Source organism: Flavobacterium tructae (assembly GCF_002217475.1).
Lineage (GTDB): Bacteria > Bacteroidota > Bacteroidia > Flavobacteriales > Flavobacteriaceae > Flavobacterium > Flavobacterium tructae.
The window spans coordinates 606,120-625,490 of sequence record NZ_MUHH01000017.1 but is presented as its reverse complement, the minus strand read 5'-3'; the positions used below and the strand labels follow the sequence as shown (position 1 = coordinate 625,490).

Genomic DNA, 19,371 nt, shown 5'->3' with positions numbered 1-19,371 from the left:
TAGTTACCAAACGTAAGTGGCGACTGCACCAGCGTTCAAAGTAGTGGAAATTTGTTTTTGGTTATATTTGATATTAAATGTTTCTGCTGCGGTTCCATCATTTTCTATCACCAGAACTATTTGTCCGGATGGCGTTTTGAAAGCGACATTGTATAAATTGCCGGTATTATTACTTGCGATTCTAACCGATCCTTCCGGAACAAATTTGGATGCATGGGCAATAATATAATAGCCGACTTCCTTTTTTATGTTTTGGTTTTGATCGATCATTAAAGCTCCTTTACAAGTAGAACAGCCGCCTGGTGTAAACGGTTTGTAATGTTCGTCATTTGCCAGTCCCCAGGAAAGTGCATTGACGCTCCAGTTACGCATAGAACCGATTACTACATTTTTTACGCTCCACTTCAAATCCGATTCGAAACTACTTCCGGACCCTGTGTATTGTTCTGTAAAATATACATCTTTGTCGGGAAAAGCATCATGAACTTTTGAAAGCGCACTGATATCACCTTCGTATAAATGGAATGCGGAACCGGCAACAAAAGGCAGTGCTTTTGGATCATTTAATATTGCCAAGGGATATTCCGGTTTGTTGCAATTGTGATCGTAAACTACGATTTTGGTTTTGATTTTTGCTTTTGCAAAAGTGGGACCTAAATTCGATTTAATAAATTCTGCCTGCTGCAAAGCCGTCATATACATACTTGGATTATTCCCGGGATGCAATGGTTCGTTTTGAGGTGTTATGGCATCAATCACAATGCCGTGAGATTTCATTGCCTGAATGTATTTTAGAAAATATTCCGCATAAACCTGATAATATTGTGGTTGTAAACTTCCTCCTTTTGAACTTCCGTTGTCTTTCATCCATACGGGTGGAGACCACGGAGAACCCATAATTTTTATCTTTGGATTTATAGCTAAAATTTCTTTCAAAAGCGGCACCATATCTTGTAGGTCCGGACCAAGATTAAAGTGTTCCAGTCTTAAATCGGTTTGGCCTTCCGGCCTGTCATCATACGAAAAAACTCTTTCATTCAAATCAGAAGCTCCAATACTAATGCGCAGATAACTCAATCCTATAGCGTTTTTTTTGTTGGAAAACAATTCCTGGAGCAGGGTTTCTTTTTTGGCTTTATCCAGTTTTAAAATGGCCTGCGCACTTCCTCCCGTCAGTGAAAACCCAAAACCTTCAATGGTCTGAAATTTTTGAGCCGGATTGACTTCGATCGTTTGGTTTGAATTGATTTCGGTATTAAAAGCCAAATCATTTTGCTTTCGCAGTTTAGAGGATTCATCTGTAGCTGTAATCCACGCTTCCGCTTTACCAGAACTGGCCACTGATTGTTTTGAAATTCCACATTTTACCTGAACTGCAATAAACAGCAGCAAAAGTAAAATCTGTAGTTTTTTGTTGATGTTTTTCACTTTAATCTATTTCTATTAAAACAGGTAAATGATCCGACGGATATTTTAAATCTTTAGAATCACTTAAAACTGCGTGTTTTTGAATTTTAAGTCCACTATTTTTAGAAACAAAAATGTAATCTATTAATAATGTTACCGGTTTCTCGTATTGGAATCCATTGAACGTTCCTGAAGGTCCGAACGACTTTTCTTTTGAGACATCTCTGGTATCATCCATTGCTTTTTTTATTTCTACAATCTGCGGTGTATCAGGTTCCGAATTAAAATCTCCCATTAAAAAAACGGGATATTTTTTCGAATTAATTTCTTTTATTTTAGACAGAACTAGTTGCACGCCCTTCACTCTTGCTTCATTCCCCATATGATCGAGATGCACATTAAAGACCCAAAATATCTTTTTGCTTTTTATATCTTTAAAAAGACCGTACGTACAAACCCTGTTACAAGCTGCATCCCAGCCTTTTGATACTACAGTTGGTGTTTCTGACAACCAGAATGTATTAGATTCCTGTAACAGAAGGCGGTCTTTTTTATAATAAATGGTACAAGCTTCACCTTTTCCTTCACTTTCTCTTCCAATACCAAATTTGTTATACTCCGACAAAGCCGTAGCGATGTCAGCCACCTGATTTGGCAGTGCCTCCTGTACTCCAAAAATATCGGGACTGTAAAATTGTATTTGAGACGTAAAAAAATTCTTTCGGTTAGACCATGCATTTTCTCCGTCTGAAGCTACATCCAAACGGATATTATAGGTCATAATTTTTAAGTTCTGACCATAAAATGAATTACTTACCAAAAGCAATACCAGCACTATAATAACAATGTTTCTCTTTTTCATTTTAAAAAAAATTTAGTCCTGTAAAGCTACCATTTCATTGGGCTTAATAAAGAAACAATGTTTGAAATTTATGTTAATTATATCTTCTTACCCTTCAATTAAATATTTTGTAATACCTTTTATTCTATTTTTGAAACCTTAAAACAGCTTACCTTCTAAAATGATGGCAGACTGTTTTTTATTCCTTTTAATAACCTGGATTCTGGATTAAATTAGGATTTGCATCTTTTTTAGTTTGTGGAATTGGCCACAGCAATCTGTTCTGATTCAGGTTTCCCGCGTACGGCAAAATAGCCCCTTTGCCGTCTTTTTGTTTCGAAAGAATCTCAATTGCCTTAGCCGTTCTTTTTAAATCAAACCAGCGATGTCCTTCGAAAGCAAGTTCCATTTTTCTTTCTTTAAGAATTAAATCTAATGCATCTGCCTGACTGGCGGCACTAACTTTTGGTAAACCAACTCTTGCTCTTACCTGATTGACTAACGTCATTGCCCCTGCATTATCTCCGGTTTGTGCCAATGCTTCAGCTTTTAAGAGAATAATATCCGCTAATCTTAGAATGTAAAAATTTTGTTTGCCGTCTGTTATTCGCATTTTGTAGGCAAACGGATAGCCTGCAGATGTCCAATAGTTATCGGTCCAGCTTACCTCTTTTACGATTACAGATGATTTTTCTCTAACGACATCTCCTTCATTTGTAAAGGTCTGGATTAAATCATTCGACGGTGTCATGAATTTCTTCCAGTCTGTTCCATAAAACATGGAGGTTCCCCATGCGCCAACTGGAGATCCCCAACCTTCTCCATTCGCTTCCCAGATAGATTCTGAATTTCCTTCGTGTGCCGTATCAAAAAGATTTTCGTAATTTGGCAGAAGCGTATAACCTCCTGTGATTACAGCATCGCTATATTGTTTTACTTTTGCCCAGTCAGGATTGTCTTTAGTCGCGTAAACTTTTGCTAAAAGCGCATTTGCAGCACCTTTATTTGCTCTGAATTTATTCGTTGACGCAGGCGCTTTTTGTATGGCTGTTTCGCAATCTGCAATAATGGATGCATACACTTCTTGTTTGGGCTTGCGTGTAGGATATAATTGTGGATAGACCTGCTCAAAATTATCCTGATTTACATTTACAACTGCTTTTGTCGCAATAGGCACATCTCCCCATAACTGAACTGCATGAAATAAATTTAAAGCTCTTACCAAAGATGCTTCTCCTATCATTTCTTCCTTTCTGGCTGCCGGTAAATCTTTTGGCTCATCTATATAGTTCAAAATAAAATTACATTTATTGATATTGTCATAAATATATCCCCAATCTCTGCTGACATTTGTATTTGTTGATAAAATACGATATTCGTCCTGCTGAAAATTTTGCGTATTATCTGATCCTGCGTAGGCATTATCGGTTTGGGCATCTCCGTTGAAAAAATAATCCAGCTGCCAGTACTCTCCTCCAAAACTTGCATAAACAGAGGTCATTCTGCTTTCTGCCTCCGCTGCGGTTGCAATTACTTTTCCTGTACTTTCAACCGTTGTTTCTGTAATAGGCTCTGTATTTAAATAATCAGAGCATGAACTTAAACTTAGCACTGTGAAAACACTAATGATAAGCGTTATATTTTTTATTGTATTTTTCATCTTAATTTCTTTTTATAATTAACAATCGGCTAGAAGCTTGCTTTTATACCAAAAACAAAGGTTTTTACCTGAGGGTATGTTCCTAAATCTATACCGGGAGTAACTCCTTTATTATCATTAAAGGCACCTACTTCCGGATCAAAACCTTTGTATTTTGTAAAAGTGTACAGGTTTTGTGCCGTTGTATATATACTAAGACTATTAAGTCCTAAAATTTGTTTTGTGAATTTATATCCTACTGTTACGGCTTTAATACGCACATAAGAGCCGTCTTCTACAAATCTGTCGGAGACATGCTGCGCGTTTGGATCATTTGCCTTGGGCGTATTGGTGACTTGCCCCGGAGTCGTCCACCTGTTTAATACTTCTGTAGATTGATTTTTAAAATCAGTCATCAGGGTTAAGTCCATTCGGGATGCGTTGTAAACGTCGTTACCATGTGAACCTGTAACCAGTACATCTAAATACGTCCCTTTATAAGAAAAGCTGTTAGTCAATCCGAAAACATAATCTGGCATTGCACTCCCTATTTCCGTTCTGTCATCAGGGGTTATCTGGCCATCTCCGTTAGTGTCTTTGTACAATAATGCCCCTGTTGCAGCATCTACTTTATCTACTTTGTAACCGTAAAAAGTTCCCAGCGACCTTCCTTCTTCCAGACGGACTACTTTTTCTCCGACCGAAGTCAGCGTCTGTAAATCAAGCGTTTTCTGAAGTCCTAATTTGTTTATTACATTGGTATTAAAAGAAATATTAAAATTGGTATTCCATTTAAAATCTCCTTTAAAATTTTGTGTATCGATAGAGAACTCTATTCCTTTATTCTCAATTTCTCCAACATTATAATAGTACGGCTGGCTGAATCCTGGAAAATAAATTACCTGAAGTAAATTTTTAGTGTTCTTTTTGTAAACGTCGGTCGTAAATTTGATTCTGTTATTTAAAATGACTAAATCGAGTCCAATATTGATGTCGGTATTGGTTTCCCATCTTAAATCGCTGTTTCCAATCTGATCTAATGAAGTACCTCCGTTAATAGGATCTGTATAATTTAAATCATATGATGAGTAGGCCGGAATTCCGGATACATTACCAGTTTGTCCCCAACCTCCACGGATTTTTAATTGATTTACAACCTTATTTTCTTTTAGGAAATTTTCGTTAGAGATAATCCACGCTGCAGAGACTCCGGGAAAATAGCCCCATTTGTTATCTTTACTCAATTGCGAAACGCCACTGGCCCTAAAAACTCCGGATAGAATATATTTATTATCAAAGGTGTAAATCGCACGTCCGAAAAAAGATGCGTTCGTTATTTCTTTTTCTCTGACCTGGTTTTCGGTTATTATTTTTGCTTCGTTAGTTTCGAAACTTCTTACAGCAGTATCAAATCCTCTTCCTGAAATTCTGGCCCAGTCTTCTTTATTTTTTTGCACAGAATTTCCAAAAAGTAAGTTTAAGTCGTTTTTATCTTTTGAAATTTTATATTCCAGGGTATTTTCAAAATTGATATTGACGTTTTGACTATTCGTTACATTTCCATATCCTTTATCTACCGTACTATCGTTATCGTTTACACGACCTGCCGAAGTGCGATAGGCATCTACAAAATATTTATCTTCCTGTACTTTTATGTCGGTTGATAAATTGGTTTTCCAAACCAGATCTTTTAAAAGGGTAGCTTCGAATCCGAGATTGCTTAAAACTCTGTTTACATTCGAAATATTTTGTCTCGCCAATAACGAAACTGGATTTTCCCACGCGGATTGATAGGGATTTTTAGCAAATTGCCCTTCTTTGTAACCATCAGTATAGTTTCCCGAAGCATCTTTATCCCTTACTTTTAACTCAGAACCATAAATCGGCATAAAACCCGGAGTTACAAACAGACTCATTACAGCCCCGCCCTGACCTACACTATTATTATCGCCAATATTACTTAAATCGGAATTGATTACATTAAGACTGGCGTTAAGTTTCAGCCATCCGGTAAGATTAGCGTCTACATTTAATTTTCCTGAAAGTCTTTTGTATTCCGATGGACTGATGACTCCATTTGTATTTTGGTACCCTAAAGCTCCGTATATTCTCAGATTATCTGTTCCTCCCGCATACGAAAAATTATAATTCTGATCTACTCCGGTATCCAACACCTGATCTGCCCAATTGGTATTGATCCCTTCATAACGGGGATTATTTGCATTGGAAAGATAGGAAGGATTGATTTCTGATAACATTGTTTTGTATTGTCCTAAATTTAATACGTCAATATTTTTTACGACGTTAGAAATACCAACAAAGGAGTTAAACTCAAATATATTTTTGTTTGCTTTTCCTCTTTTTGTGGTAATAATTATTACTCCTGATGCTCCATTGACACCATAAATGGCGGTTGCGGAAGCGTCTTTAAGTATTTGCATATCTACGATATCATCTGTGTTTATACCGTCAATATTGGTCGTTTGTATTCCGTCAATAACATACAGGGGGTTATTTCCTGAATTAATCGAATTCAAACCTCTAATCCTGACATCTAAACCTGATCCGGGTTTACCGGAGGGCTGAGTTACTGTAATTCCTGCTGCATTTCCCTGTAAGGCCTGTGCGACAGAATATATGGGTCTGTCTGCAAAGGCATCTGCCCTTACGGTAGAAACGGCGGTGGTAAGTTTGCTTTTCTTTTGAGAACCGTAACCTACATTTATGACCACTTCTTTTAATGATTGTGATTCAGGTTCTAATTGAAAATCTATTTTTGTCCGGTCATTTACCATTTCATTAACCGTAACATATCCAACATAACTCACAATTATAACTCCGTTTATCGGTGTTTTTAATTGAAAATTTCCATCCATATCTGACATTGTTGATCTGGCTGTCCCTTTTAATGAAACAATAGCATTTGAAACAGGCATTCCTGTTTCGTCCTTTATCCTACCACTCACGGTAACATCCTGTGCCATCGCAATAAGCGAAAACAACAAGGACGTAAGGGAAAAAATAAGTGATTTTGTGATTTTCATCTTTTAAGATTTAAATTAATAATTTAATGTAATAATACTACAATATTATCGATTTAAAAGATATAATTGAAAATAAAATCTTACAAATAAAACAACCATAATGTTAGATACCACAAATAAAATCCTTATTACTTCATAAACAATTACAAAACAACATCTTAACTAAAAAAAAAAAAAACACTTTGCAACATGATTACAGTTTTTTTTCTGAAATTATTTTTTATTCTTAGAAAACTCCAGATAATTTAAATTAAAGCCACCTTTATCAAATACTACCTTAACTTTTTGTGTTCCTGAATTCAATTCTACTCCGGTTAAAATAAGGGTTTTCCATTTGTCATTTCCTCCCGTTGCAGGTAATGTAACGGTCTGGGATCTTTTTCCATTTTCTACTTCGAGATGTATTTTCCCTTCTGAATTTTCAGCCGAATATCGAATTGCTACTTTGTATGTATTTTGCTTCTTTACTTCAGCTGTAAACTGTAACCATTCTCCATCCCCAATAAATGAAACCTGATATCCGTTTGATCCGGCATCTTTGCAGGGCAAAATATCAACGCCATCATTTCGCATTGTATTTCCTTTGTTCCATTCGTCAAATTTTCCGGTTTCGACTCTGTAGTTTATAAAATCTTTGTCTGAATAAGCCTTTTCATTTGTTCCTAAATCATACTCTGTTGCTGCAATTTTTCCGGGAATCAAATGCCGTTTATAAGGTTTGGTATCGTTGGTTTGTACTTGTCTGAACATGGCATCGATCACGTCCGGTTTTACGGTTACGTTTTCCATTTTGTAATTGTCGGCGATTTTCATTAAAGTTTTTTTGGCAAAATCAGGCTTTGGTTTCTCTCCACCGTCTTTCCAATACTTTAATAAAACATCGTATTCGGGAATCTTTGTAACAGAGGTTACTCCGGCAATATTCTCGATTTTTTTCATGGGCCAGAATGCCCAGCCTATATTGTTGTTTTCGACCAATGTCAATGCCTCTTTGAACCATACATTCGAATTTTCTCCGCTTTCACCCAACCAGATTGGCACATTGTATTGTGTTCTGTAGTCCAGCATTTTCTGAATGGAGGCTGTGGTATTGTAGTTCCAGTATTTGTGAAAACTCAATGCCATATTTTCATCCCATAAAGGAAAAATTCCGTTGTAATTGTTTCCCCAGCAGTTTCCTTCAATAAAAATTAAATGATTGGTATCGACTTCCCGAATGGCTTTTGTAACCCGAACCATCAGATCTCTTAAAGGACCGTTTGAGTTTTCATCACAGCCATTTTTATTGGTTCCGGTAAAATTCCAATTGGGTTCGTTGATAATGTCATAGGCTCCAATCCACGGATTATCTCTGTAACGTGAAGCCAGTTTTTTCCATAAGGCAATCATTTTTTTCTGATTGGCTTCGCTCTCCCACAAGGAAGGTTTTGTGGTATCATAATCCGAAATTGCGGCATCATTGCCCTGGCCTCCGGGAGCGGCATGTAAGTCTAAAATAAGATACATTTTATTTTCGGCGCACCATTTCAGCAAATTATCGGTCATGGTAAAGCCTTCTTCAATCCAGGAGATTTCACCCTTTTTTTCGGCTTCGATTGGTGGTGTGTATAAATTGCAATGCATCGGCAGGCGGATCGAATTGAATCCCCAGGCGGCTAATGAATCTACATCTCTTTTGGTGATTCCGTTTGCTTTGTAGGCAGCGTAAAATTCTTTGGTTGCTTCTTCTCCAATAACATCCTGAATCTTCTGCCTGATAACATACTGTGGACTTGCGAAAGGTTGTGTCTGTAACATATAGCCTTCCTGAACCATCCAGCCACCTGTTCCGAGACCTCTTAAAATGATATTCTTTCCGGTTCCGTCTACAATTTTTTGTCCGTCTCTATGTAAAAAACCCTGAGCGAAAGTGACAAAGGAAAGTAGTAACGGTAGGGTAATAATTATTTTTCTCATGTCTTTGTAATATGAAATAGCAAATTTTCTTTTGACATTCAAACACCAAATATCTTTTCGGGAATAACCATGTTTGGTTTATTTACTGTAATAAAAAGTCCTTTTTAAGATTTGCGATCTGAATCGTAAAAGTTCCTTTTTCGGATATCCATTTCAGGTCTTCGTTTACGAATTGCAAATCTTTTTGGTTTAAAGTAAATTTCACCATTTTGGTTTCGTTAGGCTCCAAACTAATCTTTTCGAATCTTTTTAGCGCTTTTACTTCAGGAGTTATAGAAGCATAATGATCTGACAGGTACAATAAAACTGATTCTTTTCCGGCTCTTTTTCCGGAATTGGTAACCTCAACGGTTATGTTTACTTCATCGGTATTCGTAATTTCTGTTTTGTCGATTTTTAAATTCGAATACGTAAAGGTGGTATAAGATAATCCTGTTCCAAATTCAAACTGAGGGGAATAACTTTTCTCGTATTTAGCATCATTATTTTGTTCTTCATCTGCTAAACTTTCTGTATGTTTTCTATTGTATTTTTCTAATGAATTAGGGTATCTCGGATAGTTATAAGGCAATCTTCCACTTGGATTTACCTCTCCGTACAGAATGTCAACCAAGGCTCTTCCTCCTTCATTTCCCGGCAAATAACACTGTACAACGGCACTCATTTTATCTTCGAAATCACTAATTAATCTTGGTCTTCCTTCGTTTAAAACCAGAATAATTGGTTTGTTTACTTTGGATAAGGCAAGAGCTAATTTTATCTGAGATTTACTCATATAAAGATTACTGATATCTCCCGGAGTTTCGGTGTAGTTTTTCTCTCCCAGACACAATACAATTTTCGATGCCTTTTGAGCCAGTTCAACCGCTTTTTGAATTTCGGCATCATCTTCTTTTTCAATATCTGCTCCGGCGGTATAGAGTACATTCTCTTTTCCTAATTTAGCCTGAAAAGCTTCCAGAATAGTTAATTTGTCAGCAGCGTAAGTATCTGCATTTTCACCCTGCCAGGTGTACGACCAGCCTCCATTCAGGTTTTTCATGCTGTTTGCCGTTGCTCCGGTTACCAGGATTTTTTCTTCTTTGTTTAAAGGTAAAGCTGCATCGTTGTTTTTTAACAATGTAATGGATTCCGCCGCCGTTTTATAAGCTTCCTGAATGTGTTCGGCTGAACCAAATTTTGGATAATCCTTTAGATTCGCAACCGTATTCTGGAACAGGTTTAACTCGAATTTCATTCTCAGAATTCTGGTTACCGCATCATCAATACGGGACATTGGCACTTCTCCTTTTTGAACTAAATCTACAAGGTCTGTGTAAAAAGTAAATTCTTCGGGCACCATGCTCATGTCTATTCCGGCCATAACCGCGATACGAACCGCATCTCTTTTGGTTGCTGCAATTTTATGTCTGGTATTCAAATAAATAATATCCTTCCAATCGGTTACTACTACTCCTTCAAAACCTAATTCTTTTTTAAGAATGTCCGTAATCAGATGTTTGCTGGAGTGCACCGGAGTTCCGTTGATTTCTCCGGAACTTACCATTACGCTTTTTGCTCCGGCTTTTATGGCAGCCTGATAGATTGTTAAATCATATTGTCTTAGAATGCGCTCGGGAATAATACTTGGTGTTCTGTCTTTTCCGGTTGTAGTGCTTCCGTAACCAATATAATGTTTCATACAGGAGGCTACGCTATATTTTGATCCTACATTACTTCCTTCAAAACCATCTACCAAAGCGACGGCCATTTTGGAAGACAAATAGGCATCTTCTCCAAAAGATTCCCACATTCTGGACCAGGCCGGGTTTCTCGGAAAATCCAAATCCGGAGAGAATACCCATGGAATGGAGGAGGCTCTGGTTTCATAAGCCGAAATTTCAGCTCCGCGTTTTACCAGCTCTGTATTAAACGTTGCCGCCAGACCTATTTGTTGTGGAAATAAGGTAGCTCCGGCGGTATAACTCGCTCCGTGTATGGCATCTATACCGTACAATATCGGAATTTTAAGTCTCGATTTGTTGGCTTCATTGGTAATGGCGGTCATGGTCTCCTGCCATCTCTGAAGCGTTGGTGCTCCCGGATTAGGTACATTCAGAATGGAACCGATATGGTACTCCTGAATGCCTTTTTTTAGTTTGGTGGCATCAAAATAACCCGGTTTTTGAGCATCTTCAAAAACAGTAACTGTAATTTGCGTCATTTGCCCTACTTTTTCTTCCAATGTCATCTTTGATAACAACTCTGATACCTTGGCATCTATCGCTGCTCTCGTTTTCCTGGCTTCCTGACTCCATACTGCTCCACAAAAAAATAGAGCAACTACTATAAACTTCGTGTTTTTCATTGTATTTCTTTAAATTAATATGCTGCTAAAAGAGGCTAATACACTAGCGTTTGCATGGCATGAGCCGGTATAGTAAGCGTTTTTTTCACCGCATTGATTGCTATTTCGTATACCACTGCTTTGTCTGACTGATTTATTACAACGGTGGCAATTTTTCCGTTTGTATTTAGAAAAGAAGTGCTTAATACACTTTTGTCGCTTATTATATTTCTAATTCTTTTCGCTCCCGGTTGGATGAATTTTGAAAAATGTCCAATATAATAGTACATCGGTGTGTAGATCAGTTCATCTTTTGTGGTATCGGCATGAATTGGGGCAAAACAAAAATTACCAACATGATTGGGTCCTCCTTTTTGATCCAGCAAAATGTTCCAATCCGTCCAGCCTGTCGTTCCGTTGTTAAAATCATTGATCATATTGATTCCGTATCGTTCGGCATTTCCCCAAAACTGGAATTTCGAAGCGTCAAATTTTTCGATACAGCCTTCGGTAAACAGCAGATTTTTGCTTGGAAAAGCTTCATGCACTTTCCCCACGGATTCAAATTTCGGACTGCCTCCGTTCCAGGTTTCGTACCAGTGGAATCCAATTCCCCAGGCGTATTTGGAAACTTCGGGATCAGAAAAAACTAAATTAGCTCTTTTTTCGAGCATCTCTCCGCGGTTGTGGTCCCAAATAATGATCTTTTTAGATCCCAATCCTTCTTTTTCTAAAGTAGGCCCCAGAAAGTTTTTCAGAAAATCTTTTTCGGCTTCCGGGGTGTAAATGCAAGATTCCCATCTCTGACTTGCCATTGGTTCGTTCTGAATCGTCAGTCCCCAGACCGGAATTCCTTCTTTTTCGTATGCTTTTATAAATTTAGCATAATAATTGGCCCATGATTGTGCAAACTCCGGCAATAAAACGCCGCCGTGCAAAATATCGTTATTGTCTTTCATGAAAGCCGGAGGACTCCACGGACTAACAAATAAAGTTAATTTCCCACCGGCCGTTGCAATTGCTTTTTTGAGTAATGGGATTCGGTATTTTTTATCGTGATCAATAGTAAAGGTTTTTAGCTCTTTGTCTCCTTCCTGAATATAGGTATAACTTTCGCTGCTAAAATCACAGCTATGCATATTGGTTCTGGCCAAAGAATACCCTATTCCTTTATTTTTATCATAGTAAGCAGTTAGAAATTCCTGTTGCTTTTTGGATGACAGTTTAGCAAAAACTTCTGCACTGGCATCGGTAATGGCTCCTCCGATTCCCAAAAAAGTCTGATCTGTTTTTGAAGGATCAATCGCAATTGAAACCGTTGATTTTGTTTGCTGTGAAGCTGAATTTAAAATGAAATTATTGGATAATGACAATCTTAATTTGGTGTTTTCGGCAGTAGTATATACTTGTATTTTTGGGTTTGATTTAAATGAGGGTGCTGCAGACTGTGCTCCAATTTTTGAAGAAGAAACGAATTGCAGCACTAGCAATGGGGCGATTAAAACTCTATTTATGGCTTTCATGGTACACTCAAAACGATTTCATTATTATTAAAAAGCAAGGGGCGAAACGGACGAATCAGATTGCCCCTCTAACTAACTCCAAAATTTTAATAGACCAGCGTTTGTATCGCGTGTGCAGGAATTTTTACAATGGTCTGTTCTGTTGCAATAATAAAATTATAGGTAATAGCATTGTCGGTATTGTTCATCACTACGGTTGCCATTTTTCCGTCAGTATTCAAAAAAGAGGTACTTGACAAATAACTGCGACTTACCGAAGTACTTACACGAACGGCATTCGGACGAATGAATTTTGAAAAATGCCCGATATAATAATACGATGGGGTGTAAATGAGTTCCCCGGTAGTGGTATCTGCATGTATGGGTGCGAAGCAAAAATTGCCTACGTGGTTCGGTCCTCCAAATTGGTCCAAAAGTATATTCCAGTCTGTCCAGCCCACGGTTCCGTTATTAAAATCATTGATCATAGAAGTGCCGTATCGTTCTGCGTTGGGCCAAAATTGGTATTTTGCAGCGTCAAATTTCTCGACACAGCCTTCTGTAAAAATGAGTTTTTTGTCCGGATATGCTTCATGTACTCTTGCAACATTGTCAAACATCGGCTGAGCTCCTGTCCAGGTTTCGTACCAGTGAAAACCCATTCCCCAAACATATTTGGAAGCTTCCGGGTCTGAGAAAATAACATTGGCTCTCTGTACCATTAAATCACGATTGTGATCCCAGGCAATAATTTTCACCTTCTCCAGACCTTCTTTTTTTAAGGTTGGTCCAAGGTAATTCTTCAGGAAATCTCTTTCCTGCTCAGCGGTGTACAAACAGGATTCCCAGGTTTGGGTGGCCATGGGTTCGTTCTGAACGGATGTTGCCCAAATTGGAATTCCTTCTTTTTCGTATGCTTTTATAAATTTTGCATAGAAGTTTGCCCACGGTTGATAAAATTCCGGGAGTAATGTTCCTCCTTTGAGCACATTCTTATTGCTTTTCATAAAAGCATTAGGTGACCACGGAGTAGCATAAGTAATCATTTTTCCGCCAGCCTTTTTTAGGACCGCTTTAATCATGGGTAAACGGTATTTGCGGTCATGATCAATCGAAAATGTTTTTAAATCTTTGTCGCCTTCTTCGATATAAGAATAACTTCCGCTGCTAAAATCAGAACTTTGAATAGTTGTTCTTAGCAATGAATATCCGATTCCTTTTTGGATATCGTAGTAGGCATTTAAAAATTCTGTCTGTTTTTCTTTTGATAATTGGGCAAAAATTTCGGCACTTGCATCTGTAATGGCACCGCCAATCCCCAGAAAATTCTGAAAACGTTTGGATGGTTCAACAAAAACGGACAACTCTGTTTCTATAGGCTGTCTGGATGCGGTAAAATTTAAATGATCTGTTGGTGTTAATCTTAATTGTGTATTCGCTGCTGTGGTATAAACCGTTATTTTTTTATTGGTAGTGGTAAATTTTTGTTGCTGTTTTTGGTTTTTCTGTTGTGGAAAAACAGATAAAGAAAAACATAAACAAGTAATAATATAGCCAATCTTTCTCATTGAGTATGTTTTAATAATTGAGACTTTGATCAAATTTCTTAGTCAAATGATTTCCGGTTTGATTTAAAAATAGCCCATAATCATTATGAGAATGGGCTATTTACAACCAACCTTAAACTTAAACTTAACTTACTTCATTATTGTGGATATCCCTGATTTTGAACCATCTTAGTGTTATTGAATTCACTATATGGAATTGGGAATGCTTCATTTTTATTGGCCTGAAATCCTTTGAAAGCAAGTTTGGCAGCAGCCTGACCTGTTCTCACCAAATCAAACCAACGATGACCTTCACCTGCAAGTTCTAATCTTCTTTCGGCTAAAATAGCCGGAATAGAAACCGGTACTGATGTTAATCCGGCTCTTAATCTAACAGCATCTAGTAGTGCCTGAGCTCTTGCTCCTGTTCCTCCTAAAGCTTCAGCCTCTAATAAATAAGTATCTGCCAAACGAATAACGTAGGTATTGATTCCAAAATTTAAGAAAGGGTTACTTGCTTTGATATCGGCATTAACCGGTGCATATTTAATAAAATGATATCCGGTCTCCTGATAACTGTCTTTGTAAGTAATCAAAGTGTTTGGATCTTTATCCGGATCTCCGGTAGCTCTTGCAGTCTTTGCATCAAAAATAGTAGACGCGAAACGTGGATCGCTTTTCATTGTATTTGCCAGATCTGCGGTAACAACACAAAAGCCCCATCCATTAATATAATCTGGTAAAAGTGCTGCTTTTCCATATTTTGTTCTGGAATAATCTCTGATTCCCATCAGCTGAGCAGCAACGTTACCTTCGTCATCACCTCTTTCAAAATTCCCCCAATCTGCATTGGATTTATCGGTATAGGTAATTTCAAAGATAGATTCTGAATTGAATTTTTTGGTATGATCCCATAAAGAAGCGAAAGTATCCATCAGCTTATAGCCAAAACTACTTGTTCCTCCGGGAGTTCCGTTTACTTTTGCCAATTCAACCGCCGCCTGTGGCTTTTTATTATCGTATAAATATACTTTTCCTAAAAGTGCTGTTGCAGCTCCTTTAGAGAATCTTCCTAACTCAGGTGCAGGTATGGTCATTGGCAAATCAGGAATTGCTTCGTTTAAATCTTTTTCAATTTGTGCATAAACCTCTTCCGGTTTAGCCTGCATAACTAAAGGAATTTCGTTTTTCGTTAGTGGTGTCAGAATCAAAGGAATATTCTTAAACATTCTCACCAGATCAAAATAATAATAAGCACGTAACGCTTTTACTTCTGCGGCAAATCTTGCTTTCTTAGCGGCATCCATAGGAACATTCGGAAGTTTTACCAGCATGACGTTGCATCTTGCTACGCCTTTGTAATAATCTGCCCAAATTGCCGGTGGAATATTAGCCGGACTAACAGAATAGTTCGATGCCACCTGTAGTCCAGGCTGGTCGTCTGAACCACCCCCACCTGCATAGAAGTCATCGGATGCAGAGTTTAAGAATAATAAGGGTGCATTTTCCATTGCTCCTGCAAACTTTCCTAGTTTATCGTATGCTGCTACCAGACCTGAATAAGCCTCGGTTTCGTTTCTGTAAAAATTATCTTCCAGTACTACTCCATCTCCCTTTACCTCCAATTTTTCATCGGTATCGCACGATCCAAGTGTAAGTAACACCCCAAAAGCGAATAATGATTGTTTAAAACTTATAAGTTTCATAATATCTTTTTTTTAAATTTAAAATTGCAAATTAACTCCTAACATATACGATTTTGCCTGAGGGTAATATCCTCTGTCAACACCCTGTACGTTGTTCATTCCGGCTGTAGTAGGACCTCCAATTTCAGGATCATAACCTGTATATTTGGTAATCGTCCATAAATTTTCTCCTGTTACATACAATCTTACTTTTTGCAATGAGATGCTTTCTATCCATTCTTTTGGAAATGAATATCCAAGTTGGATTGTTTTGAATCGGAAGAAATCTCCTTTTTGCAAATTGAAATCTGATGGATTCGTAAAGTTTTTGTTGGAATCATCAGTAGTGACTCTCGGATAACTGTTTGTTGATCCCGGTCCTGTCCAGCGTCCCATAACTTCTGTTTGATAATTTGCTGTAGAAATATCAAGTCTTCTCAATCCCTGATAGATCATATTTCCTCCCGCACCCTGACCAAAAACTAACATATCGAATCCCTTGTAAGCTAAGTTCATAGTAAATCCATACGTGAATTTAGGCAATGAAGTTCCTAAGAAAGTTCTGTCGTTAGCTCCGATTACGCCATCTCCATCCAAATCCTGCCAACGAAAATCTCCCGGTTTAGCATTAGGCTGAATTACTTTTCCTGCCGCATTTTTATAAGAATCAATATCGGCCTGAGTCTGGAAAATACCATTTGTTTTAAATCCGTAGAAGGAGTTATACGCATGACCAACTTCCGTTCTGTTGATTTCATAAGAACTGGATTGTACCGTTTCGTCTCCAACTAAGAAATTAACTCCTTTGTCTATATAAGTAATTTCATTTTTGATGTAAGAGAAGTTTCCATTAACAGACAGGTTCAATTCTCCAATTTTCTTACGGTAGCCTAATTCAATATCTACACCGCGATTTTCCATATCTGCTAAGTTTGCATAAGTATTACCCGTGGCTCCAACATAACCCGGAATCGGTACTTTCATTAAGATACCTTCTGTTTTCTTGTTGAAAAGGTCCACACTTAAATTGAAGTCATGCAATAAAGTAGTTTCAAAACCAATGTTAAGTTGTTTGGTTTCTTCCCATTTCAAATCAGGGTTTGGAATCGCATTTGGACTTTGTCCGTTAACAATTACCCCACCGATAGTATAGTTTCTTTGAATTCCAACTGTAGAAATGTATAAGAAATCAGGAGAGGAATCATTACCCGTAACTCCATAACCTCCTCTTATTTTTAAAGTATTCACGATTTTATTTTCTCCCCAGAAATTTTCTTTGGAAGGAACCCAACCTAAAGATACTGACGGGAAAGTTCCGTATTTATGGTTTGGTCCAAAGCGTGTAGAACCATCACGACGAAGAATCCCGGTAAAAATATATTTTTCTTTGTAATCGTAGTTTAATCTGGAAAACAAGGACTCCACTCTGTGTTCTAAAGCTTGTGCATTGTAAGCGTTTGCTATTTTATCAGAAATTGGAATGTCAACATTAAAAGAAGCTTCGGCATGTGTCGTAGCCGGTACACCTCTGTAGGTGATATCATTACCGGAAGTAATATTATCAACATAAGTACCTTTTCCAATTAAAATACCGAAATGATGATTTCCAATTTTCTTATCGTAGTTTAGAGTGTTCTCCCAGTTCCAGCTGAAAGATTTTTTGTACGATCGGAACAATTCATTTACATCTTTTTTGGTAGCTCCGTTTAAGTAATAAACCGGTGTAAAGTTATCTGAACCGTAATAGGCTAATTTTCCACCTGCAGTAGATTTGAATTTTAATCCGGGTAAAATTTCTGCTTCAGCAAAAATATTTCCAACAAAATTATCTGCAAAATCATTATTTCCTAATCTTGTTTGCGTATACGCTAATGGATTTGAAGTTTCCTGAGTTACAATTGTCGAGATACCGTAATAATTTCCGTTTGCATCTCTAAGCGCATTTTTGTTCTCGTACGGAGTACCTGCCCCGGTTGCCGCACCCGGTGCAACAAGTACCGGTGTTAACGGATCTAAGTTTATGGCTGACGACAAAGGCCCTCCAAACTCATCATTGGTATTTCCTACACCAATTGTTTTTTCGTGAGAATATCCTAAAGTTTGACCAATTTTAATATACTTCCCTAATTTATGGTTAGAGTTCAAACGGATATTTTTTCTGTTGTAATTAGAAATATCAGAGTTTACAATACCTTCCTGATCTGTTAATCCAAAAGACATGTAAAAAGTTGACGTATCGTTACCACCGCTAAAACTTAGCTCATGAGAAGAACGTTGTGCATGATTATTAAAAATTACATTCTGCCAGTCTGTTCCGTTTCCAACATTTGCAGGAACGGTGTATCTATTCGGAGTTCCGCCATTTACGTTAGCTTCATTCATAATAGTTACATACTGATTAGCATCTAGTAAATCTAATTTTTTAGCTGCCTGAGATGTTCCTGCAAAACCGGTATAGCTTACCGAGATTTTACCTGCTTTACCTTTTTTTGTAGTTACAAGAATAACTCCGGCCGCTGCACGAGAACCATAAATAGCTCCTGAAGCGCCATCTTTAAGCACCTCGATAGACTCGATATCAGACTGGTTTAGGTAACCAATACCTCCATTATCAACGATTACACCATCTACAACCCATAAAGGATCATTATTGTTTAATGTAGTAAAACCTCGAATACGTATGGTCGAAGCTGATCCCGGTTGTCCTGCATTTGCTGCAATAGAAACCCCGGAAACTCTTCCTTGTAGCGCTTGTTCTACCCTTGTTATAGGGAGACTCTCTAAGTCTTTTGCCTTAACACTGGATATAGAACCTGTAACGACACTTTTCTTTTGTGTACCGTATCCTACTACTACAACTTCATTTAGGGCCTGAGATTCCGCTTTTAACTTAACATCAATTTTAGTTCTTCCGTTTACAGCTTCCTGTACTGTATTATAACCTACAAAACTAATTGTTAAGGTGCCGTTTGCAGGAACATTGATCTGAAATTTTCCATCGAAATCAGATGCTGTCGCCTTATTTGTACCTTTTATTAAAATAGACGCACCCGGAACTGGCATTCCATTTTCATCATTTATGATTCCGCTTACTGTAACATCCTGCGCCATTGTGACAACTGAAAACAACAGAAACGAAAAACAAAAAATAAGTAATTTTGTTAATTTCATTTTTCTAAAAATTTTGGTTAATTAATTAGTAATTCGATGCAATAATAAATTTAAAATTTCAGTATGTGTAATTAAAATTCATTACAAAAACACATCAACCTATAAATTCACACCTTACAAAAACACATCAAATTATGAATAATTTATTGATTTTTAGGATTTTAAAAATCATTTTATACTGTTATAGAATTGTTAACTAAATAAAATAAACACTACATTTACTAAAAATGAATTATTTTCGATTTTATGGAAA

The 19,371-nt window shown here is 37.3% G+C and carries 10 protein-coding genes; all 10 read right to left on the bottom strand.

Features of this window, described 5'->3' with window-relative positions:
• Nucleotides 1–3: 3 nt before the first annotated feature.
• Complete coding sequence (locus tag B0A80_RS07580; protein ID WP_089076903.1) at nt 4–1,428, bottom strand: glycoside hydrolase family 30 protein; 1,425 nt, start codon at nt 1,426–1,428, stop codon at nt 4–6.
• Between the two features lies 1 nt (nt 1,429).
• Entirely contained in the window at nt 1,430–2,269 is an 840-nt protein-coding gene (locus tag B0A80_RS07575) for an endonuclease/exonuclease/phosphatase family protein (RefSeq protein ID WP_089076902.1), read from the bottom strand.
• Nucleotides 2,270–2,456: 187 nt separating this feature from the next.
• Nucleotides 2,457–3,908: a RagB/SusD family nutrient uptake outer membrane protein gene (locus B0A80_RS07570; RefSeq protein ID WP_089076901.1), complete on the bottom strand. Its 1,452-nt coding sequence runs from the start codon at nt 3,906–3,908 to the stop codon at nt 2,457–2,459.
• 29 nt (nt 3,909–3,937) lie between these two features.
• Entirely contained in the window at nt 3,938–6,931 is a 2,994-nt protein-coding gene (locus tag B0A80_RS07565; protein WP_089076900.1) for a SusC/RagA family TonB-linked outer membrane protein, read from the bottom strand.
• Between the two features lie 213 nt (nt 6,932–7,144).
• Nucleotides 7,145–8,887: a cellulase family glycosylhydrolase gene (locus tag B0A80_RS07560; RefSeq protein ID WP_089076899.1), complete on the bottom strand. Its 1,743-nt coding sequence runs from the start codon at nt 8,885–8,887 to the stop codon at nt 7,145–7,147.
• Nucleotides 8,888–8,969: 82 nt separating this feature from the next.
• A complete protein-coding gene (locus B0A80_RS07555) occupies nt 8,970–11,234 on the bottom strand; it encodes a glycoside hydrolase family 3 N-terminal domain-containing protein (protein WP_089076898.1) in 2,265 nt (754 codons plus the stop codon).
• A 35-nt stretch (nt 11,235–11,269) separates the two neighbouring features.
• The gene (locus B0A80_RS07550; RefSeq protein WP_089076897.1) at nt 11,270–12,736 is read right to left on the bottom strand and encodes a glycoside hydrolase family 30 protein; all 1,467 of its coding nucleotides are present in this window, start codon (nt 12,734–12,736) and stop codon (nt 11,270–11,272) included.
• 86 nt (nt 12,737–12,822) lie between these two features.
• Entirely contained in the window at nt 12,823–14,283 is a 1,461-nt protein-coding gene (locus B0A80_RS07545) for a glycoside hydrolase family 30 protein (RefSeq protein ID WP_089076896.1), read from the bottom strand.
• A gap of 137 nt (nt 14,284–14,420) precedes the next feature.
• The gene (locus tag B0A80_RS07540; RefSeq protein WP_089076895.1) at nt 14,421–15,968 is read right to left on the bottom strand and encodes a RagB/SusD family nutrient uptake outer membrane protein; all 1,548 of its coding nucleotides are present in this window, start codon (nt 15,966–15,968) and stop codon (nt 14,421–14,423) included.
• Between the two features lie 18 nt (nt 15,969–15,986).
• Entirely contained in the window at nt 15,987–19,118 is a 3,132-nt protein-coding gene (locus tag B0A80_RS07535) for a SusC/RagA family TonB-linked outer membrane protein (protein ID WP_017498001.1), read from the bottom strand.
• Between the last annotated feature and the right edge of the window lie 253 nt (nt 19,119–19,371).

Coding starts and splice junctions, on each gene's coding strand:
- B0A80_RS07575 (WP_089076902.1), bottom strand. CDS start 2,269: ATGAAAAAGAGAAACATTGTTATTATAGTGCTGGTATTGCTTTTGGTA.
- B0A80_RS07570 (WP_089076901.1), bottom strand. CDS start 3,908: ATGAAAAATACAATAAAAAATATAACGCTTATCATTAGTGTTTTCACA.
- B0A80_RS07565 (WP_089076900.1), bottom strand. CDS start 6,931: ATGAAAATCACAAAATCACTTATTTTTTCCCTTACGTCCTTGTTGTTT.
- B0A80_RS07560 (WP_089076899.1), bottom strand. CDS start 8,887: ATGAGAAAAATAATTATTACCCTACCGTTACTACTTTCCTTTGTCACT.
- B0A80_RS07555 (WP_089076898.1), bottom strand. CDS start 11,234: ATGAAAAACACGAAGTTTATAGTAGTTGCTCTATTTTTTTGTGGAGCA.
- B0A80_RS07550 (WP_089076897.1), bottom strand. CDS start 12,736: ATGAAAGCCATAAATAGAGTTTTAATCGCCCCATTGCTAGTGCTGCAA.
- B0A80_RS07545 (WP_089076896.1), bottom strand. CDS start 14,283: ATGAGAAAGATTGGCTATATTATTACTTGTTTATGTTTTTCTTTATCT.
- B0A80_RS07540 (WP_089076895.1), bottom strand. CDS start 15,968: ATGAAACTTATAAGTTTTAAACAATCATTATTCGCTTTTGGGGTGTTA.
- B0A80_RS07535 (WP_017498001.1), bottom strand. CDS start 19,118: ATGAAATTAACAAAATTACTTATTTTTTGTTTTTCGTTTCTGTTGTTT.